The sequence below is a fragment of the Tsuneonella mangrovi genome, from assembly GCF_002269345.1.
Classification (GTDB): Bacteria; Pseudomonadota; Alphaproteobacteria; order Sphingomonadales; family Sphingomonadaceae; genus Tsuneonella; species Tsuneonella mangrovi.
Window position 1 is genome coordinate 539,523 of record NZ_CP022889.1, and the last position, 16,249, is coordinate 555,771.

The 16,249-nt window shown below is 62.8% G+C and carries 17 protein-coding genes and 1 tRNA gene; 7 read left to right on the plus strand and 11 right to left on the minus strand.

Translation table 11 applies throughout. The annotated features are described in order from the left end of the window. The first annotated feature begins 80 nt into the window (after nucleotides 1–80). The 3 genes from CJO11_RS02565 to CJO11_RS02575 are packed head-to-tail and all read left to right on the plus strand — an operon-like array spanning nucleotide 81 to nucleotide 3,196. Nucleotides 81–524, plus strand: a complete 444-nt coding sequence (locus CJO11_RS02565) for a MarR family winged helix-turn-helix transcriptional regulator (protein ID WP_095011307.1) — start codon at nucleotides 81–83, stop codon at nucleotides 522–524. Continuing rightward, nucleotides 517–1,593: an HlyD family secretion protein gene (locus tag CJO11_RS02570; RefSeq protein WP_095011308.1), complete on the plus strand. Its 1,077-nt coding sequence runs from the start codon at nucleotides 517–519 to the stop codon at nucleotides 1,591–1,593. Before CJO11_RS02565 ends, CJO11_RS02570 begins: the two co-directional genes overlap by 8 nt. A 10-nt stretch (nucleotides 1,594–1,603) precedes the next feature. Next, nucleotides 1,604–3,196 carry a DHA2 family efflux MFS transporter permease subunit gene (locus CJO11_RS02575; RefSeq protein ID WP_095011309.1) on the plus strand — a complete coding sequence of 531 codons (1,593 nt, stop codon included), beginning with the start codon at nucleotides 1,604–1,606 and terminating at the stop codon, nucleotides 3,194–3,196. On the opposite strand, the gene CJO11_RS02580 is transcribed toward CJO11_RS02575, so the two are convergent. Next, nucleotides 3,162–3,815, minus strand: coding sequence for a 2-hydroxychromene-2-carboxylate isomerase (locus CJO11_RS02580; protein ID WP_095011310.1), 654 nt, complete (start codon nucleotides 3,813–3,815; stop codon nucleotides 3,162–3,164). The two genes, CJO11_RS02575 and CJO11_RS02580, sit on opposite strands and share 35 nt — an antisense overlap. 31 nt (nucleotides 3,816–3,846) lie before the next feature. Then, nucleotides 3,847–4,872: an aspartate-semialdehyde dehydrogenase gene (locus CJO11_RS02585; protein ID WP_095011311.1), complete on the minus strand. Its 1,026-nt coding sequence runs from the start codon at nucleotides 4,870–4,872 to the stop codon at nucleotides 3,847–3,849. An 89-nt stretch (nucleotides 4,873–4,961) separates the two neighbouring features. Between CJO11_RS02585 and CJO11_RS02590 the strand changes: the two genes are divergently transcribed. Then, nucleotides 4,962–5,825 carry an alpha/beta fold hydrolase gene (locus tag CJO11_RS02590; protein WP_095011312.1) on the plus strand — a complete coding sequence of 288 codons (864 nt, stop codon included), beginning with the start codon at nucleotides 4,962–4,964 and terminating at the stop codon, nucleotides 5,823–5,825. Nucleotides 5,826–5,840: 15 nt separating this feature from the next. On the opposite strand, the gene CJO11_RS02595 is transcribed toward CJO11_RS02590, so the two are convergent. From CJO11_RS02595 to CJO11_RS02635, 9 genes are all read right to left on the minus strand, one after another. Next, nucleotides 5,841–6,980, minus strand: a complete 1,140-nt coding sequence (locus tag CJO11_RS02595; protein WP_095011313.1) for an APC family permease — start codon at nucleotides 6,978–6,980, stop codon at nucleotides 5,841–5,843. Nucleotides 6,981–7,035: 55 nt separating this feature from the next. Then, nucleotides 7,036–9,228 carry a S9 family peptidase gene (locus CJO11_RS02600; protein WP_240504534.1) on the minus strand — a complete coding sequence of 731 codons (2,193 nt, stop codon included), beginning with the start codon at nucleotides 9,226–9,228 and terminating at the stop codon, nucleotides 7,036–7,038. 289 nt (nucleotides 9,229–9,517) lie between these two features. Next, nucleotides 9,518–9,883 carry a 50S ribosomal protein L19 gene (rplS, locus tag CJO11_RS02605; RefSeq protein WP_095011315.1) on the minus strand — a complete coding sequence of 122 codons (366 nt, stop codon included), beginning with the start codon at nucleotides 9,881–9,883 and terminating at the stop codon, nucleotides 9,518–9,520. Then, on the minus strand, nucleotides 9,880–10,626 hold the full coding sequence (gene trmD / locus CJO11_RS02610; RefSeq protein WP_095011316.1) for a tRNA (guanosine(37)-N1)-methyltransferase TrmD: 747 nt from the start codon (nucleotides 10,624–10,626) through the stop codon (nucleotides 9,880–9,882). Before trmD ends, rplS begins: the two co-directional genes overlap by 4 nt. Then, a complete protein-coding gene (gene rimM / locus CJO11_RS02615; protein ID WP_095011317.1) occupies nucleotides 10,623–11,093 on the minus strand; it encodes a ribosome maturation factor RimM in 471 nt (156 codons plus the stop codon). Before rimM ends, trmD begins: the two co-directional genes overlap by 4 nt. Nucleotides 11,094–11,117: 24 nt before the next feature. Then, nucleotides 11,118–11,684 carry a 30S ribosomal protein S16 gene (gene rpsP / locus CJO11_RS02620; RefSeq protein WP_095011318.1) on the minus strand — a complete coding sequence of 189 codons (567 nt, stop codon included), beginning with the start codon at nucleotides 11,682–11,684 and terminating at the stop codon, nucleotides 11,118–11,120. Nucleotides 11,685–11,719: 35 nt separating this feature from the next. Continuing rightward, nucleotides 11,720–13,198, minus strand: coding sequence for a signal recognition particle protein (gene ffh / locus CJO11_RS02625; RefSeq protein ID WP_095013172.1), 1,479 nt, complete (start codon nucleotides 13,196–13,198; stop codon nucleotides 11,720–11,722). Between the two features lie 115 nt (nucleotides 13,199–13,313). Next, nucleotides 13,314–13,389 (minus strand) — tRNA-Ala (locus CJO11_RS02630). An 86-nt stretch (nucleotides 13,390–13,475) separates the two neighbouring features. Then, nucleotides 13,476–13,796: a TIGR02300 family protein gene (locus CJO11_RS02635; RefSeq protein ID WP_095011319.1), complete on the minus strand. Its 321-nt coding sequence runs from the start codon at nucleotides 13,794–13,796 to the stop codon at nucleotides 13,476–13,478. Between the two features lie 178 nt (nucleotides 13,797–13,974). Between CJO11_RS02635 and aroA the strand changes: the two genes are divergently transcribed. Genes aroA through CJO11_RS02650 form a run of 3 tightly spaced genes read left to right on the plus strand, consistent with a single transcriptional unit; the run spans nucleotide 13,975 to nucleotide 16,168 of the window. Beyond that, nucleotides 13,975–15,294 carry a 3-phosphoshikimate 1-carboxyvinyltransferase gene (gene aroA, locus CJO11_RS02640; RefSeq protein ID WP_095011320.1) on the plus strand — a complete coding sequence of 440 codons (1,320 nt, stop codon included), beginning with the start codon at nucleotides 13,975–13,977 and terminating at the stop codon, nucleotides 15,292–15,294. Then, the gene (locus CJO11_RS02645) at nucleotides 15,291–15,542 is read left to right on the plus strand and encodes a CBU_0592 family membrane protein (protein WP_420823143.1); all 252 of its coding nucleotides are present in this window, start codon (nucleotides 15,291–15,293) and stop codon (nucleotides 15,540–15,542) included. The genes aroA and CJO11_RS02645 overlap by 4 nt, the downstream gene beginning before the upstream one ends. Then, nucleotides 15,539–16,168 carry a (d)CMP kinase gene (locus tag CJO11_RS02650; RefSeq protein WP_095011321.1) on the plus strand — a complete coding sequence of 210 codons (630 nt, stop codon included), beginning with the start codon at nucleotides 15,539–15,541 and terminating at the stop codon, nucleotides 16,166–16,168. The genes CJO11_RS02645 and CJO11_RS02650 overlap by 4 nt, the downstream gene beginning before the upstream one ends. Nucleotides 16,169–16,249: the final 81 nt, after the last annotated feature.

Sequence of the window (16,249 nt, forward strand, 5' to 3'; positions counted from 1 at the left end):
GGTCGGGCAAAAGCAATTGCGGAGCGTGTCGCCAGTGTAGAACCTTGCATATAATAAGCATCCTTATTATATGCGCACGCATGGAGAAGAACATAGGATACGTCCTGTCGGACAGCGCGCGACTGATGCGGCGCTCGTTCAACGAGCAGGTGCGTTCTTTGGGCATAACCTCGACCCAGGCACGCCTGCTGCTGATGCTCAATCGCCATCCCGGCGAAAACCAGACCGCTTATGCCGAGCGGCTTGAGGTCGAACCGATTACCCTCTGCCGGATGGTCGATCGCATGGAAGAAGCCGGCATGGTCCAGCGCCATCCCGATCCTCGCGATCGCAGGGCGCGAATACTGCAACTTACAAATAAAAGCCGGAAAGAGATTGAACGCATCCAGCAAGCCACTAAAGTATTGATGGATAATATGCTGGCTGGTCTGGACGAAGAGGAGGAAGCACAGCTGATGGCGCTGCTGGGTCGCGTGTCTGACAATCTGGCGAACGGTTCGAAGGAGCTCGCAGCACATGGCTGAAGCAGATCCCGCACAGCCGCTCGAGGGCACCTCGACTTCCGACGATACACAAGCGCCTGCGAAGGAAAAGCGCTCCTGGAAGCGCCTGGCGCTGATGATCTCGCTGCCCCTGCTGTTGGTCGTGGGTGCGGCACTTTACTGGCTGAGCCTGCAAGGCAAGGTCTCGACCGACAATGCCTATGTCCAGCAAGACAAGGTCTCAATCAGCTCAGAGGTCGGCGGCAAGATCGTCGAAGTAGCGGTGAAAGACGGGCAGACCGTCAAGCAAGGCCAATTGCTCTTCCGCATCGATCCGGAGCCGTTCCGGTTGCAGATCCAGCAGGCCAACGCACAGATCGCGCAAGCGCAAGCCAACCTAACGGCGTTGCAGAACTCGCCCGACCTCTCCGGTAGCAATATCGCCGCGGCCCGAGAAACCCTGGCTTTCAATCAGGCGACTCTTGCGCGCCAGGAGGCGCTTTGGAAGCGCGGGTTCACGACCAAGGCCGAGCTCGATGCGGCACAGCACGCTGTAGCGCAGTCGAAAGCCGATATCGCGGACGCGATCAACAAGCAGGATGAGGCGCGTGCGAAGCTTGCCAATGGCCCGCAAGTTCCCGGTGAAAACCCGCTGATCGCCGCAGGCCGCGCGCAGCAAGCAGTCGCCGAACTCAACCTCTCGCGCACCGAAATCCGCGCTCCGGCGGATGGGCGGGTGGCGCAATCCGACCGCCTCCAGCTCGGTCAGCAGGTCTTGCAGGGCCTGCCGGTCCTCACGCTGGTTAAGTCGCAGGATTCGTACGTCACCGCCAATTACAAGGAAACCGACCTGGCCAACATGAAGGTTGGGCAACCTGCTTCGATCAGGCTCGATTCCTATCCCGGCCTCAAGCTCAAGGGCCATGTCCAGTTCATCGGTGCCGGTACTGGCGCGGAATTCTCGGTCCTTCCTGCGCAAAACGCGACCGGCAACTGGGTGAAGGTCACCCAGCGCGTTCCGGTCCGCATTGCTATCGACGGAAAGAGTCCGCGCCAGCTGATCGCAGGTCAGTCCGCCGAAGTGACCGTGTACACCGACGGACGCAAGTGATCGCGCCACAATGGCGAGCATAGCGCAAGAACGGAAACAACCGCGCAGGCGCCAACCGCGCAAACCGATTGCCGATGTCATCTCGAACCCAGCGCGCAACTATCCCGCGCTGATCGTCGGTGCGATGATGGCATCGCTGCTGCAGGTGCTCGACGGCACGATCGCCAATGTAGCCCTCCCCCATATGCAAGCCGCACTTGGTGCGACCGCGGATACCGTAACCTGGGTACTGACCAGCTATATCATCGCCGCGGCTGTTGCGATGCCGATCACCGGTTGGCTGGCCGATTTGGTGGGAGCCAACCGGCTGTTCATGCTCGCGGTGGTCGGCTTCGTCGGGGCCTCGATGTTGTGCGGAACGGCACAAAATCTCGAACAGATGGTGATATTCAGGGCGATTCAGGGGGTCTCCGGTGCCTTCGTTGCGCCGCTCAGCCAGAGCTTCATGCTCGATTCCACCCGCCCGAGCCGCCAACCGACAATGATGGCAGTGTGGTCGGCGGGGATCATGATCGGTCCGATCCTCGGGCCCATCATCGGTGGATGGCTGACCGAGAATGGTTCGTGGCGCTGGGTGTTTTACGTCAACGTTCCGGTCGGCGCGCTCGCCTTCACAATGCTGGCGCTGGGCCTGCCTTCGCGTCCACGCAGAAAGCGACGGTTCGATATCCCCGGTTTCGCAATGCTCGGGATCGGCCTCGCGGCCATGCAGCTGCTGCTTGATCGAGGAACCCAGATCGATTGGTTCCAGTCAGCCGAAGCGTGGGTCTACGCGATCGTCATCGCTTCGGCGATCTGGATGGCAATAATTCACTTCGCGACCACGGACAACGCATTGCTCGATCCGCACATCTTCGCGGACCGCAATTTCCTGGTGGCGTTCGTGATGATGTTGCTGGTGGGCGGCATCCTGTTCGCGACGATTGCCCTATTGCCGCCTCTCATGCAGCATTTGCTCGGCTATGACGTTATCACTACCGGTCTGGTGCTTTCACCGCGGGGCATCGGCGTGCTGGTCAGCATGCAGCTGGGCGGATACCTCCTGAGGCGGCAGGTCGATGCCCGGATTGTCATCGCAACCGGATTTGTGATCGCGGACCTTGCGATGTGGCAGATGGCACATTGGTCGCTCGAGGTCGATATGCAGCACTTCATCTGGACTGGCGTGTTGCAGGGTCTCGGCATCGGCCTGGTGTTCATGCCGCTCAACTACACAGCATTCGCAACGCTCGATCCCGCAAAGCGAACCGATGCTTCGAGCATGCTCAACCTCGCACGTAATGTAGGTTCGTCGGTCGGAATCTCGATCGTAACAGTGTTCCTTGCGCGCAATATCCAGATTTCGCACGCGGACCTGGCCAGCCACGTCACATCCGCGACGACCGACCTGATCGACGTGGCAACGGTCGATCGTTTCCAGATCTTGGGGAACGGCATCCTTCAGGTCATCGACGGCGAAGTCAATCGGCAGGCGGCGATGGTCGGTTACGTTGACGATTTCTACCTGATGTTCTGGATGACCCTGGTCACTATGCCGCTGGTGTTCCTGATGGACCGGATTGTTCCGCCTAAGCCGGGCGAGATGCCAACCCCTTCTGAGTAAGTCGCCACTTCGCCATTTCGATCCGGTCCTGGCCGAAGAACGGTTCGCCATCGACCACCAACGTCGGCACGCCCCAATGTCCTGCTGCCGCGAGTGAATCCTGGTTGGCGGCGATCTCTTTATCGAGCACCTCGGCCTCGGCGCTGACAGCGGCATCCAATTCGACAAGATCAAGGCCGGCCCGTGCGGCCGCATTCGCAAGATGGTCGCCTTCGTGCCAATCATCGACCTCGCCCGACCAGATGATCTTGGAAACCTCGTCGGCAAACGCCAGACCGCAGCCGAGCCGCTGGGCGATCTGACCCATCCGGGTCAGGCGGTAGATATAGGGCTGATCCTCCGACACTTTGCGCGTCATCATGTCCTGCACCACCGGATCAGGGCGCGGCCAGCGATACGGTATGCCCAGCATCTGTGCAGAGCGCGCCGAGTCGATAAAAATGTAACGCCCCTGAAGCGCATTGGTGAACAAGATATCGGGGTCGCGGATCGCGATCGGATAGACCGGCCTGAGCGCGATATCCACGTCGTGCGTTTCGGACAGTTCGCGATAGCGCCCGATCGCCAGATAGCTGTAGGGCGAGCGAAAGCTGAAATAAAGGTCTGCGGAAAGGGTCATTCGCGCAGGCTACGCCGTTGGCGGGCGAGCGTCACCCCTTCTTGAGGCAGCGCCGCCCGAGCAGCTCCGCGATCTGCACCGCGTTAAGCGCGGCACCTTTGCGCAGGTTGTCGCTCACACACCAGATGTTGAGTCCGTTCTCTACCGTGGGATCCTCGCGCACGCGGCTGATGAAGGTCGCTCCGTCACCGACGCATTCGATCGGGCTGACGTATCCACCGTCCTCGCGCTTGTCGATCAACATGACGCCCGGAGCCTCACGCAGGATGTCCATCGCCGCCTCGGCCGAAAGTTCCTTCTCGAACTCGAGGTTGATCGATTCCGAATGTCCGACGAAAACCGGCACCCGCACGCAAGTGGCAGAGACCTTGATCTTGGGGTCGAGGATCTTCTTGGTCTCGACCACCATCTTCCACTCTTCCTTGGTCGAGCCGTCATCGAGAAATACGTCGATGTGCGGGATCACGTTGAACGCGATCTGCTTGGTGAACTTCTTGGGCTCGACCGGATCGCCGACAAAGATCGCCCGGCTCTGCTCGAACAATTCGTCCATGCCCTGCTTGCCCGCGCCCGAAACCGACTGGTAGGTCGACACGACGCACCGCTTGATCCCGGCGGCATCGTGCAGCGGCTTGAGCGCCACGACCATCTGCGCGGTCGAGCAGTTGGGATTGGCGATGATGTTCTTCTTCGAATAGCCCTCGATCGCATCCGGGTTCACCTCGGGCACGATCAGAGGCACGTCAGGGTCCATCCGCCAGTAAGAGCTGTTGTCGATCACCACGCAGCCCGCAGCGGCTGCCTTGGGCGCGTATTCCTTGGCCGGTCCACCGCCCGCGCTGAACAGCGCGATATCGTAGCCGGAGAAATCGAAATGCTCGATGTTCTTGCACTTGAGCATCTTGCCGGTGTCGCCGAACTCGACTTCGGTCCCGGTCGAGCGCGAGCTTGCTACCGCTGCGACCTCGTCGCACGGAAACTCGCGTTCGGCGAGCACCTGCATCATTTCCCGACCGACATTCCCGGTCGCCCCGACAACGGCTACGCGATAGCCCACTTGATGATACTCCGGATTCAATTGAATTTGCGCGACGCAGGTAATTGCCCGACAAGCACTTGGGAAGCCCCTGGAAGGAGAGAATACCTATGACTCCGTCCTCCATCGCCGAATGGCGTGCCGATGCAAAGCACTTCACCTTCGATGGGCAACAGATTGCCTACTGGACCGGCGGGAGCGGGAAACCGCTACTGCTGGTCCACGGTTATCCGACCGCGTCGTGGGACTGGCACAAGGTGTGGAGCACTCTCGGCGAGCAGCACAGCCTGATCGCGCCCGACATGATCGGCTTCGGCCTGTCGGACAAGCCGCGCTCGGGATATTCGATCCATCGGCAAGCGGACATGCACCTCACACTGCTCGATCATCTCGGGATCACTGAATTCGACGCACTGGTGCATGACTACGGAGTGTCGGTCGGGCAGGAATTGCTCGCTCGCCGCAAGGAAGGGACCGGCGCGCAAGGCTTGGAGCAAGTCGTATTCCTTAATGGCGGACTGTTTCCTGACCAGCATCGCCCGCGGCCGATCCAGAAGCTGGGCATTTCGCCGGTCGGCTTCCTGCTTGGCTGGACGATCAACCGGGAGAAATTCGGCAAAGGATTTTCGGAAATGTTCGGGCCGAATACCCAGCCAAGCGCACAGGAACTCGACGAATTCTGGGCGCTCATCTCCCACAATCGCGGCAACCGCATCATGCACAAGCTGCTGCACTACATCGCCGACCGCAGGGAGCACGCCGAGCGGTGGTTCGACGCGCTCAGGTCCGCGCAAGGCGATATCGGCCTGATCAACGGTGCGCTCGATCCGGTCTCGGGTCGCCATGCCTACGAAGCGTGGCGCGAACGACTACCCGATGCCCGCCACCACCTTATCCCGAACGTGGGCCATTACCCGCAGGTCGAAGACCCGCAAACGGTCGCGCGCGTCGCGCTGGAATGGTTGACCCGCTGAACAACAGGCCAAGGATCAGGCAAAGTCCGTCAGGTGGAGAACCAGCATCACAGCAGCGCCGACCGACCCCACCAACCCAACCAGCGCAACCCATTTGCTAGCTGCATGGCGGCGAATGGCGAGGAAGTTGACCAGGGCGAACACGATCAGGAAAACGAAGCTTCCGCCTTCGACCAGCTCCTCGATCCCGCCCACGAGCACCAGCACGATTGCGAGCGAGGAAATCACGATCGTCCCGAACCACGGCACATCGCGCTCGTCACGGCTGGCGAACAGTCTGGGCATCTCGCCATCCTGTGCGGCCTGTTCGGCGAGCCGCGCAGTCGCGAAAACAGTGGCATTGATCGCCGAACCGGCGGAGAAAGTGGCCGCAATCGAAACAGCGATAAAACCAATCATGCCGAGGGCCTCGCGCCCTGCGACTGCCAGCGCCACTTCCTTGTGTGCAACGATTGCGTCGGCCCCCGCGAGCATACCGGCACCGAGCGCAACTACGATGTAAGTCAGCGTTGTAACGATGATTGCCAGCGGCATCGCGACAGCAATCGTGCGCGGCGCATCGCGCATTTCCTCGTAATCGTAGCTGAGGAGCTGGAAACCTTCGTAGGCCATGAACACCACGCCCATCCCGATCAGCGCTTCACCGAAGCCGACCGGGTGCCCGGCTGCAAGTACGAGGCGATCCGGTGCCCAGTGCCACAGTCCAATGCCCGCCAGAGACAGCAGGATCGCCAGCTTGCCCCACACCGCGACTTTTTCCAGTAAGGTCGCCTCCGCCGCCCCGATCAGATTGATGCCGGCAAGAATGACGATTGCGGCGATCCCTGCCAGTTTCGCCGTCCAGGCAGGCATCGAGAGCGCGTAGGCCGCATAGGACCCAAAGGTCACCGCATAGACCGACACGGTCAGCGTATATCCCGCCACAAGCACCCAGACGACGATCCGGGCGGCCCATTTCCAGCCCGTTTCCCGCAAATAGGCATATGAACCGCCCGATTGACCGATCTGCCGAGTCAACTTGGAATAGGAATGGCCGGAGGCGAGCGCCACGATCCCGCCGAGCAGGAAGCTGACCCAGGTCCACTCGCCCGCAACCGAAATGACGACCCCGAGCGTCGAGAATATACCTCCGCCGATCATCCCGCCCACGGCCATGGCCCATGCCCCTCCGGGACCGAGCACATGGCCGTTGTCAGGAGAACCCGGCGGGCTACCTGCCACCCGGCGGCACCCCGTTGCGTTCGAGGAAGTCAAAGATCGTATCCCACACGTGGACGCTGATCTTCGGCCCGGCGACCCTGTGGGTGTATCCCGGGTAGAGCATCATATCGAACGGCACCGCGTTGGCCTGGAGCTTGGCAATCAACGCGCTCGAGTTCTCGAACACCACATTGTCGTCGCTCATCCCATGGATCAACAGCATGGGATCGGCGATCTTCGTCGCGTCGCCCATCGCATCGGACTTTTCATAGGCAGCCGCATCGGCATCAGCGGTCGGCAGGCCCATGTAACGCTCCGTGTAGGCGGTGTCGTAGAGTTCCCACTTGGTCACCGGCGCGCCGGCGATACCGGCTGCGTAATAGCCCGGATCGGCCTCGAGCATCTTGAGCGTCATGTAGCCGCCATACGACCAGCCATAGATCGCGATCCGCTTGGGATCGACATAGTCAAGCGACTTGAGGAATTCGGCGCCGGCTTTCTGGTCGGTCACCTCGATCCCGCCCATCGCGCGCCAGATCGGCTTTTCGAAGTCGACCCCGCGGTTCGAGCTGCCGCGGTTGTCTATCTCGAACCAGATATAGCCGCGATCAACGATCTCCTGCTGAAGTGTGCCACCCCAGCTCTTCTTCACTGTTTGCGAGTGCGGACCACCGTAGTGGCTGAAGAACACCGGATAGCGTTTGCCCGGCTCCATCTTCGGGGTGATCATCTTGTAATAGAGCGTCGCCCCGTCTGCGGTCTTGAACGTCCCGAAGGTCGGTTCATGATGCGCGGAGAGATACGGCGCGTATGGGTGGCTGGCATCAAGCGCGTTCTGCTCGATCCAGGTGATCCGCTTGCCGCTCGTATCGGCGAGGTAGCTCTGCGGCGGTTGGTCGGGGTTCGAGCGGGTCACGATCAGCGATCGCGCCTGATCGTCCATCGAAGCGCCGTTGGAAAATTTCAGGTCGGTCAGGCGCTTCGGTTCTCCCCCGGGATGAGAAAGCGAAAGCGAATAAACCTGCTCTGCGAGAACATCGTCCTTCGTGCCCGTGAAGAACACCGTACCGGATTTCTGGTCTACACCATCGAGGCCAGTAACGACCCACGGGCCCTTGGTTAGCTGGGTCCACTTGCCCTTGGCGAAGTGGTAGAGATGGCCAAAACCGTCGCGCTCGGACCGCCAGATCAGGCTGCCGTCCTTGAGCCACTTGTAGTCGTTGGTCAGGTTGATCCAGTGGTGCGGCGCGGCCTGTTCGGTGAACAGCACCCTGCTCTTGCCCGTCGCCGGGTCGATTGCGAGCATGTCGAGCCGGGTCTGCAAGCGGTTTAGCCGCTGGACGTAGAGCGTCTTGCCGTCAGGTGCCCAATCGACCCGCGCAAGGTAGATGTCCTTGTCAGGCCCGAGATCGACCTCGACGCGGTTCTGGCCGTCCGGGTCCATCACGAACAGCTGCGCTATCACGTTCGGGGTGCCCGCTGCCGGGTATCGTTGATCATAGGTTCGCGTGCCGTCGGCACCTATCGAAGCGCGCGTGACCACGCCCACCGGGGCTTCGTCGAAGCGCTCGACCGCAATCCGCTTCTCGTGCGGCGACCACCAGTAACCGGTGTAGCGTGCCAGTTCTTCCTGGGCGACGAATTCGGCTTCGCCCCAATGGACCGTGTCGGAGGTTTCATCCGGCGTGATCGCCTTCGCTGGCGCGCCGCCGACGGTTCCGGTCCACAGGTGTCCGTCGCTCACGTAGGACAGGTACGTCCCATCCGGGCTCAGCACCGGGTTCAGCTCATCGCCGCTGCTGTCGGTAAGCCGCTGCACGCTGCCGTCGATACCCGTGAGGTAGAGATCGCCGTCGATCGGCACGAGGATGTGTTTGGAATCGTTCGACCAGTCGTATGTAACGATACCCTTGAGCCCGCCGATGCGCTTGCGCTCGCGCTGCATCTTCTCCGCTTCGGACAGCTCGCGCCCGCTCCCGAGCTTTTCGGAATCGACGAGCATCGCCCATTTGCCGGTTTCGCGATCGTAGGCCCACAGGTCGTAGCGCTCGCGATCGTCGCTACGGTTGCGCAGCAGCGTCAACCAGCGGCCATCAGGCGAAAGCTTGACCCCGCGCGGGCTCGCACCGTCGAGCGACGGGCTGGCAAAGACCCGCTCCAGCGTCAGTTGCCCCGTCTGTGCGGCGTCTGATTGTGCAGTCATGGGCGCAGTGATCTCCCGGGCCTCGGTTGTAGTGGAAACGGCAGCCACAGCTGCCAGGCTCGCAGTGGCGAACCAGAATCGAAATGTCATTGTCGGTGCAACCCCGAAGTTGTCTATTGCGCTCCCCTTGAGCGTCGCGTGCCGCCTTCATAACCAATTCGCCACCAGTGGAAAGGGGTAGCCGAACACCGTGTGCGTGCCGCTCATCGATCCATGAAGAAAGGGGCGCCCCGGCTGGTTGCCGAGACGCCCCTCTTCGGTGATTGCAATACCTGCTGGACGGCCAGCGTCAGGCGTTCTCGCGACGCTCGGCGATACGGGCGCGCTTACCGGTGCGGCCGCGCAGGTAGTAGAGCTTCGCCCGGCGCACCACGCCGCGGCGGACCACGGTGATGCTTTCGATGTTCGGCGAATAGAGCGGGAACACGCGCTCCACACCTTCGCCGAAGCTCATCTTGCGGACGGTGAAATTGCTGTTGATGCCCCGGTTCGAGCGCGCGATGCACACGCCTTCGAAGTTCTGGGTACGGGTGCGGGTGCCTTCGACGACGCGCACGCCCACGCGGACGGTGTCGCCAGCGCGGAATTCGGGAATGTCCTTCCCTTCGGTGAGGCTCTCGACGGCTTCGGCCTCGAGCTGCTGGATCAGGTTCACTGGTCCGGTTCCTTCGTTTCTCGCTGCACACCAGAGGCAGGTCGGCCCCGAGCGTTACCGTAACGCTCCCAAAGGTCCGGCCTGCGTAGCCGTGTATCTTCCTCGGCGCGGTGTTTCCGCCACGCCGCAATCTTCGCATGATCCCCCGATCGCAGCACTTCAGGGATCGTGCGCCCTTCCCATTCGACAGGTCGGGTATAGTGCGGATACTCGAGCAAGCCTTCCTCGAAGGATTCCTCGGCCCCGCTGGACGGCGCGCCCATTACGCCGGGAAGCAGGCGAATGCAAGCGTCGAGAAGCGTCAGCGCCGCCGGTTCACCGCCTGACAGCACGATATCGCCCAAGCTGACCTCTTCGACCGGCCGTGTCTCGAAGATTCGCTCGTCGAATCCTTCGAACCGCCCGCACAGGATTGTGACCCCCGGGCCCGCCGCCAGTTCGCGCACACGAGCCTGGTCGAGCGGCTTGCCGCGCGGGGTCATCGCCAGTACCGGGCACTTGGGTTGGCAGCGCAGCGCGTGGTCGACTGCTGCAGCAAGGATATCAACCTTGAGCACCATCCCCACCCCGCCGCCCGCAGGCGTATCGTCGACGGTATGGTGCTTGTCGGTAGCGAAGTCGCGGATCTGGATGGTGTCGAGCGACCAGCGCTGCTCCTCAAGCGCCCGCCCGGCGAGCGATAGCCGCAGAGGCCCGGGAAACATCTCCGGATAGAGCGTGAGGATAGTAGCGGCGAAAGTCATGCCACCACGAACCCTGCTACGATCACCACCCGTTCGGAATTCCATTCGGGCACGGCTTCGTCCGTCAGTGGTACCATGAAGCGCTTGCCGTCAGGGCGTTCGATTTCGAGAATGTCGGTCGCGCCGAAGTTCTCCACCGAGACGACCGCGCCCAGCGGATCGCCCGCATCCGAAACGGCGGGCAAACCGATCAAGTCGGCGTAGTAATACTCGCCCTGTTCGAGCGGCGGCATTTCGCCGCGTGGAACGGTCAGTTGGGTACCGCGCAGCGCTTCGGCATCGTTGCGGCTGGCGACTTCGGCGAAACGGGCGATTGCGCCGCCCTTGCCGTCATCGCGAACCTTCTTGAGCGTCAGTGCGCCATCGTTGAAGCTGGTATAGCGGGAGAGCGCCGCAGCGCCCTCCCCGAACAGCTTCAGGCGGACCTCGCCCGCCACGCCGTGCGCGCCGGTGACGGCGGCCAGCATGACGGGTTTGTCCGCAGCCAAGGCTTAGCCCTCGGCCTTTTCCTCGCCGGCGTCTTCGGCGGGAGCTTCCTCTGCGGCAGCCTCTTCAGCCGGCGCTTCCTCTGCGGCTGCTTCTTCTGCAGGCGCTTCTTCTGCAGCGGCTTCTTCAGCCGGGGCTTCGGCAGCAGCTTCCTCGGCCGGAGCCTCTTCGGTCACGGCCTCTTCCGCCGGTGCCGCTGCTTCTTCTTCGGCAGCCTTGGCAGCTTCGGCGGCTTCAGCAGCCTTCTCGGCCTTCTCTTCGGCGCGCGCCTTGGCGGCTTCACCCGGTTCGCCCTTGTTCGGGTTGTTGCGCGCGGCACGTTCGCGGATGCCGGCGGCATCGAGGAAGCGAGCGACCCGGTCGCTCGGCTGTGCACCGACCGAGAGCCAGTGCTTCGCACGGTCGCCGTCGAGCTTCACGCGGTTCTCGTCGCCCTTGGCGAGCAGCGGGTTGTAGGTGCCGATCTGCTCGAGGTACTTGCCGTCGCGCGGGCTGCGCGCGTCAGCGACGACGATGCGGTAGTAGGGGCGCTTCTTCGCGCCACCGCGCGAGAGACGAATTGCAATTGCCATTACGTGTTACCTTTCCAGTTCAAATTACTTAAAAATCACTTCTTTTTCATCAAATCCTGCAGGTTCGGCGGGATGTTCCCGCCCGCCCCACCAAGGCCTGGGAGCGACGGCGGCATCGCGCCGCCCAGTCCGCCCATTCCTCCGGGTCCGCCCATACCGCCGAGATCGCCGCCACCTGCGCCGAACATCGCGGCAAGGCCCTTGAGCCCGCCCATCTTCTTGATCTGCTTCATCGCACGCGCCATTTCCTGGTGCATCTTGAGCAGCTTGTTGACGTCTTGCACTTCGGTGCCGGACCCGGCCGCCACGCGGCGCTTGCGCTTGGCGTTCATCAGTTCGGGGCGCGTGCGTTCCTTGGGCGTCATCGAACCGATGATCGCGTCCATGTGAACCAGCACCTTGTCATCCACCCCGCCGGCCGCCATCGCCGCCTTGGCCTTCTTCATGCCCGGTAGCATCCCGGCGAGCATCCCCAGCCCGCCCATGTTCTGCATCTGCTTGAGCTGCATCCTCAGGTCGTTGAGGTCGAACTGGCCCTTCGCCATGCGCTTGGCGAGGTGTTCCGCCTCTTCCTGCTTGACCGTCGCCGCCGCCTTTTCGACGAGGCTGACGACATCGCCCATGCCGAGGATGCGGTCGGCCACGCGGCTGGCGTGGAATGCTTCGATCGCGTCAAGCTTTTCGCCGGTCCCCGCGAACTTGATCGGCTTGCCGGTGACCGCACGCATCGACAAAGCCGCACCGCCGCGCGCATCGCCGTCCATGCGGGTCAGCACCACGCCGGTCAGCGGCACTTCGCCGCTGAAGCTTTGTGCGACGTTCACCGCGTCCTGCCCGGTGAGCGAATCGACTACCAGCAGCACTTCGGTCGGGGCCGAAACGCTGGCGACCGCTTTCATTTCGTCCATCAGCGCCTGGTCGACGTGCAGGCGGCCTGCGGTATCGAGCATCAGCACGTCGATGTTCTGCAGCTTCGCGGATTCGAGCGCACGGCGCGCGATATCGACCGGCTGTTGCCCCTGTACGATCGGCAGCGTCGCGACCTCGACCTGCTCGCCGAGCACTGCCAGCTGCTCCTGCGCAGCGGGCCGCGCCACGTCGAGCGAGGCCATCAGCGCCTTCTTGCCATGCTTCTCGCGAATATACTTGGCGAGCTTGGCAGTGGTGGTGGTTTTGCCCGAACCCTGCAGGCCAACCATCATCACCACGACCGGCGGCTTGGCTTCGAGCAGCAGGCCCTGGTGTTCCTCACCGCCGAGCATCTCGACCAGCTCATCGTGGACGATCTTGACGACCTGCTGTCCCGGCGTGACCGAGCGCAACACGTCCTGCCCCACGGCCTTTTCGGTAACCGCATCGATGAACCGACGCGCAACCGGCAGCGCGACATCCGCCTCAAGCAGCGCCACGCGGATCTCGCGCATCGCTTCGCGCACTTCGGTTTCGTTGAGCGAACCGCGACCGCGCAGGCGGTCGAACACGTTGCCGAGGCGATCGGACAGATTGTCGAACATGCGCTCGTTCACTCCACTCGCAGCTGGTGGGCCGCGTCAAATGCCAAAAACGCCGGCGGACGAAACCTCGTCGGCCAGCGTGCGATCGGTTGGATCGACTTTTATCCCAAACGAATGGTGGAGCCTAGCGGGATCGAACCGCTGACCTCCTGCATGCCATGCAGGCGCTCTCCCAGCTGAGCTAAGGCCCCGAGCCATTCATGTACCGGCCGAAACCGGGCTACCTTGCGGCAGGACGCGCCCTTTATTGGCCGCGCCCTGCCAATGCAAGGGTTAATCAGTGGTCGTCGTCGTCGTCATCCGACGAGGTCTGCACGCCGAGATCGTCATCACCACCCAGGTCGACGTCATTGTCCGGCGAATCGTCGTCGTCGTCGATGTTCTCCAGATCGTCGTCGGCGAGGTCGCTGTCGGCGTCCTTGTCCTTCTTCTTCTCGTCCTCTTCGAACGGGATCGGCTGCTTCGACTTCAGAACCGGCTCGGGATACCATTCCTCACCGCATTCGATGCAGGTAACCGGCTCGTCCTTGCCGAGGTCGTAGAAGCGTTCCCCGCATTTGGCGCACGTACGCTTGGTGCCCCATTCTGGTTTGACCATTGTCTGTCCTTGGCTTGGCCCCGACACGCGAGCGCGCGGAGCGTGAAACTGTGCTGTGCTTGATGGGTGCGCATGACCCTTGAATCAAGAGCGCTGTCAAGAGCGCGCGCGCCTTGCCACAGGGCATGGGCGCTGTCAAAGAGCCGCGCGCATCGCCTGCATTTATTCCGGAGCTAACTTGACCGCCCACCCCACTCCGCGCCGATTTTCCGCCACCGGCCCGCTGACCGGACGCCTGCGCGTGCCGGGCGACAAGTCGATCAGCCACCGCGCGGTGATGCTCGGCGCACTGGCAGTGGGCGAGACCCGCGTCACGGGCCTGCTCGAGGGTGAAGACGTATTGGCCACCGCCGCGGCGATGCGCGCAATGGGCGCACAGGTCGAGAAGGTCGGCGACGAATGGCGCATTCGCGGGGTCGGCGTGGGCGGATTGCTCCAGCCCGAAACTGCGCTCGACATGGGCAATTCGGGCACCTCGACGCGCTTGCTGATGGGCCTCGTCGCCAGCCACGGCATCACCGCTGCGTTCACCGGCGATGCCAGCTTGTCGAAGCGACCGATGGGCCGCGTAATCGACCCGCTCGGTCTGATGGGCGCAAACTTCACTCCTTCGCCCGGCGGCACATTGCCGTTGATGATGACGGGTGCCAGCCCCGCCGTGCCGATCGCCTACCGCTTGCCCGTCGCCAGCGCGCAAGTGAAAAGCGCGGTATTGCTCGCCGGGCTTAACACGCCGGGGATCACTAGCGTGATCGAGCCGGTTCCGACCCGCGATCATTCCGAACGGATGCTGCGCGGCTTCGGCGCGACGCTCGACATCGCCCAAGAAGGCGGAGAGCGCGTGATCCGCATCCACGGCGAAGCGGAACTGCAGCCGCAACAGATCGAAGTGCCCGGCGATCCGAGTTCGGCGGCCTTCTTCTTGGTCGCGGCGAGTATCGTCCCGGACAGCGACCTCGTGATCGAGAACGTCGGGCTCAATCCCACCCGTGCGGGTCTCGTCGAAGTACTGCGCCAGATGGGCGCGAGCATCGATGAGCTGGACCCGCGCGAAGTCGGCGGCGAGCCTGTCGCAGACTTGCGTGTGCGCCACGCACCGTTGAGCGGTGTCGAAGTCGACCCGGAGACTGCCCCGAGCATGATCGACGAATTCCCTGTGCTGTTCGTCGCAGCCGCGCTCGCGCAAGGGCGTACGGTGACGCGCGGGCTGGAGGAACTGCGGGTAAAGGAAAGCGACCGCCTGGCCGCAATGGCCGCCGCTCTCGCCGCCGCGGGAGCGCGGGTAGAGGAGACCGAGGACGGTCTCGTCGTCGATGGCACCGGCGGCGATCCGCTTTACGGCGGTGGCCCGATTACGACCCATCTCGACCACCGCATCGCCATGAGCATGGCGGTGGCAGGGCTCGCCTCCAAGGACGGGGTGGAAGTCGACGACACCCGGCCGATTGCAACCAGCTTCCCCGCATTCGAAGTGCTGCTGGCCGAGGCGATGGCGTGAGCGACTGGGCGACGCTCGTCGGATTCGCCGGAATGGCCTGCATCATCGGGGCCTATGCCTATTTGACATGGAACAATGCGCCTAACCCGTTCGTGCTGCATGGCACCAACCTGACCGGCGCGGCGCTGCTGACGGTTTCGCTGCTGGTCCACACCAACTGGCCGAGCCTGGTGCTCGAAGGCTTCTGGGCGGCAATTGCGCTCTGGGGGATCACCAAGGCCGTCCGTGAGCGCAGGAGCGAGCGATGATCATTGCTGTCGATGGACCGACTGCATCGGGCAAGGGAACGATCGCAAAGGCATTGGCCGCCCACTTTGGTTTGCCTCACCTCGATACCGGGCTGCTCTATCGCGCGGTCGGGCGGCAGGTAGAATTGAACGGCGGCGATCCTGATAGCCCGGACGACGCACTTGCCGCGTGCGACTTTGCTGATGATCTGCTCGGGGACCCTGAACTACGCAGCGAGGCGACCGGCGGACTTGCAAGCCGGGTTTCGATCCATTCCGTCGTGCGGCAGGCGCTGCTCGATCGCCAACGCGACTTCGCAAGCCAGCCCGGCGGTGCAGTACTCGACGGCCGCGATATCGGGACGGTGATCGCGCCCAACGCTGACGCGAAGCTGTTTGTCACCGCCAGCATCCAGGCGCGCGCAGAGCGTCGGTGGCTCGAGATGCAGGGCCGCGAACTCGACCTCGAGCTGCGCGAGATCGAGGCCGACATCGCAGCCCGTGACGAGCGCGACATCACGCGGACCGATGCCCCGCTGCGCGCAGCCCCCGATGCGCTGGTAATCGATACTTCGTCGCTCGACCGGGATTCAGCGATCGCGGCCGCAATCAGGGCCGTCGAAAACGCCGTTTCGGCCAGGCAGTAGCCTGAAAAGCACAGCAACGATCATGCAATTGCCTTGCTTGTTCGCACAGCAAGGCGCAATTAACCCGCATTCACAACATGG

What these genes read in the sequence shown, in the direction of transcription:
- CJO11_RS02565 (WP_095011307.1), top strand. Translation starts at nt 81, where the DNA reads ATGGAGAAGAACATAGGATACGTCCTGTCGGACAGCGCGCGACTGATG.
- CJO11_RS02570 (WP_095011308.1), top strand. Translation starts at nt 517, where the DNA reads ATGGCTGAAGCAGATCCCGCACAGCCGCTCGAGGGCACCTCGACTTCC.
- CJO11_RS02575 (WP_095011309.1), top strand. Translation starts at nt 1,604, where the DNA reads ATGGCGAGCATAGCGCAAGAACGGAAACAACCGCGCAGGCGCCAACCG.
- CJO11_RS02580 (WP_095011310.1), bottom strand. Translation starts at nt 3,815, where the DNA reads ATGACCCTTTCCGCAGACCTTTATTTCAGCTTTCGCTCGCCCTACAGC.
- CJO11_RS02590 (WP_095011312.1), top strand. Translation starts at nt 4,962, where the DNA reads ATGACTCCGTCCTCCATCGCCGAATGGCGTGCCGATGCAAAGCACTTC.
- CJO11_RS02595 (WP_095011313.1), bottom strand. Translation starts at nt 6,980, where the DNA reads ATGGCCGTGGGCGGGATGATCGGCGGAGGTATATTCTCGACGCTCGGG.
- CJO11_RS02600 (WP_240504534.1), bottom strand. Translation starts at nt 9,228, where the DNA reads ATGACTGCACAATCAGACGCCGCACAGACGGGGCAACTGACGCTGGAG.
- trmD (WP_095011316.1), bottom strand. Translation starts at nt 10,626, where the DNA reads ATGACTTTCGCCGCTACTATCCTCACGCTCTATCCGGAGATGTTTCCC.
- rimM (WP_095011317.1), bottom strand. Translation starts at nt 11,093, where the DNA reads ATGCTGGCCGCCGTCACCGGCGCGCACGGCGTGGCGGGCGAGGTCCGC.
- rpsP (WP_095011318.1), bottom strand. Translation starts at nt 11,684, where the DNA reads ATGGCAATTGCAATTCGTCTCTCGCGCGGTGGCGCGAAGAAGCGCCCC.
- ffh (WP_095013172.1), bottom strand. Translation starts at nt 13,198, where the DNA reads ATGTTCGACAATCTGTCCGATCGCCTCGGCAACGTGTTCGACCGCCTG.
- CJO11_RS02635 (WP_095011319.1), bottom strand. Translation starts at nt 13,796, where the DNA reads ATGGTCAAACCAGAATGGGGCACCAAGCGTACGTGCGCCAAATGCGGG.
- CJO11_RS02650 (WP_095011321.1), top strand. Translation starts at nt 15,539, where the DNA reads ATGATCATTGCTGTCGATGGACCGACTGCATCGGGCAAGGGAACGATC.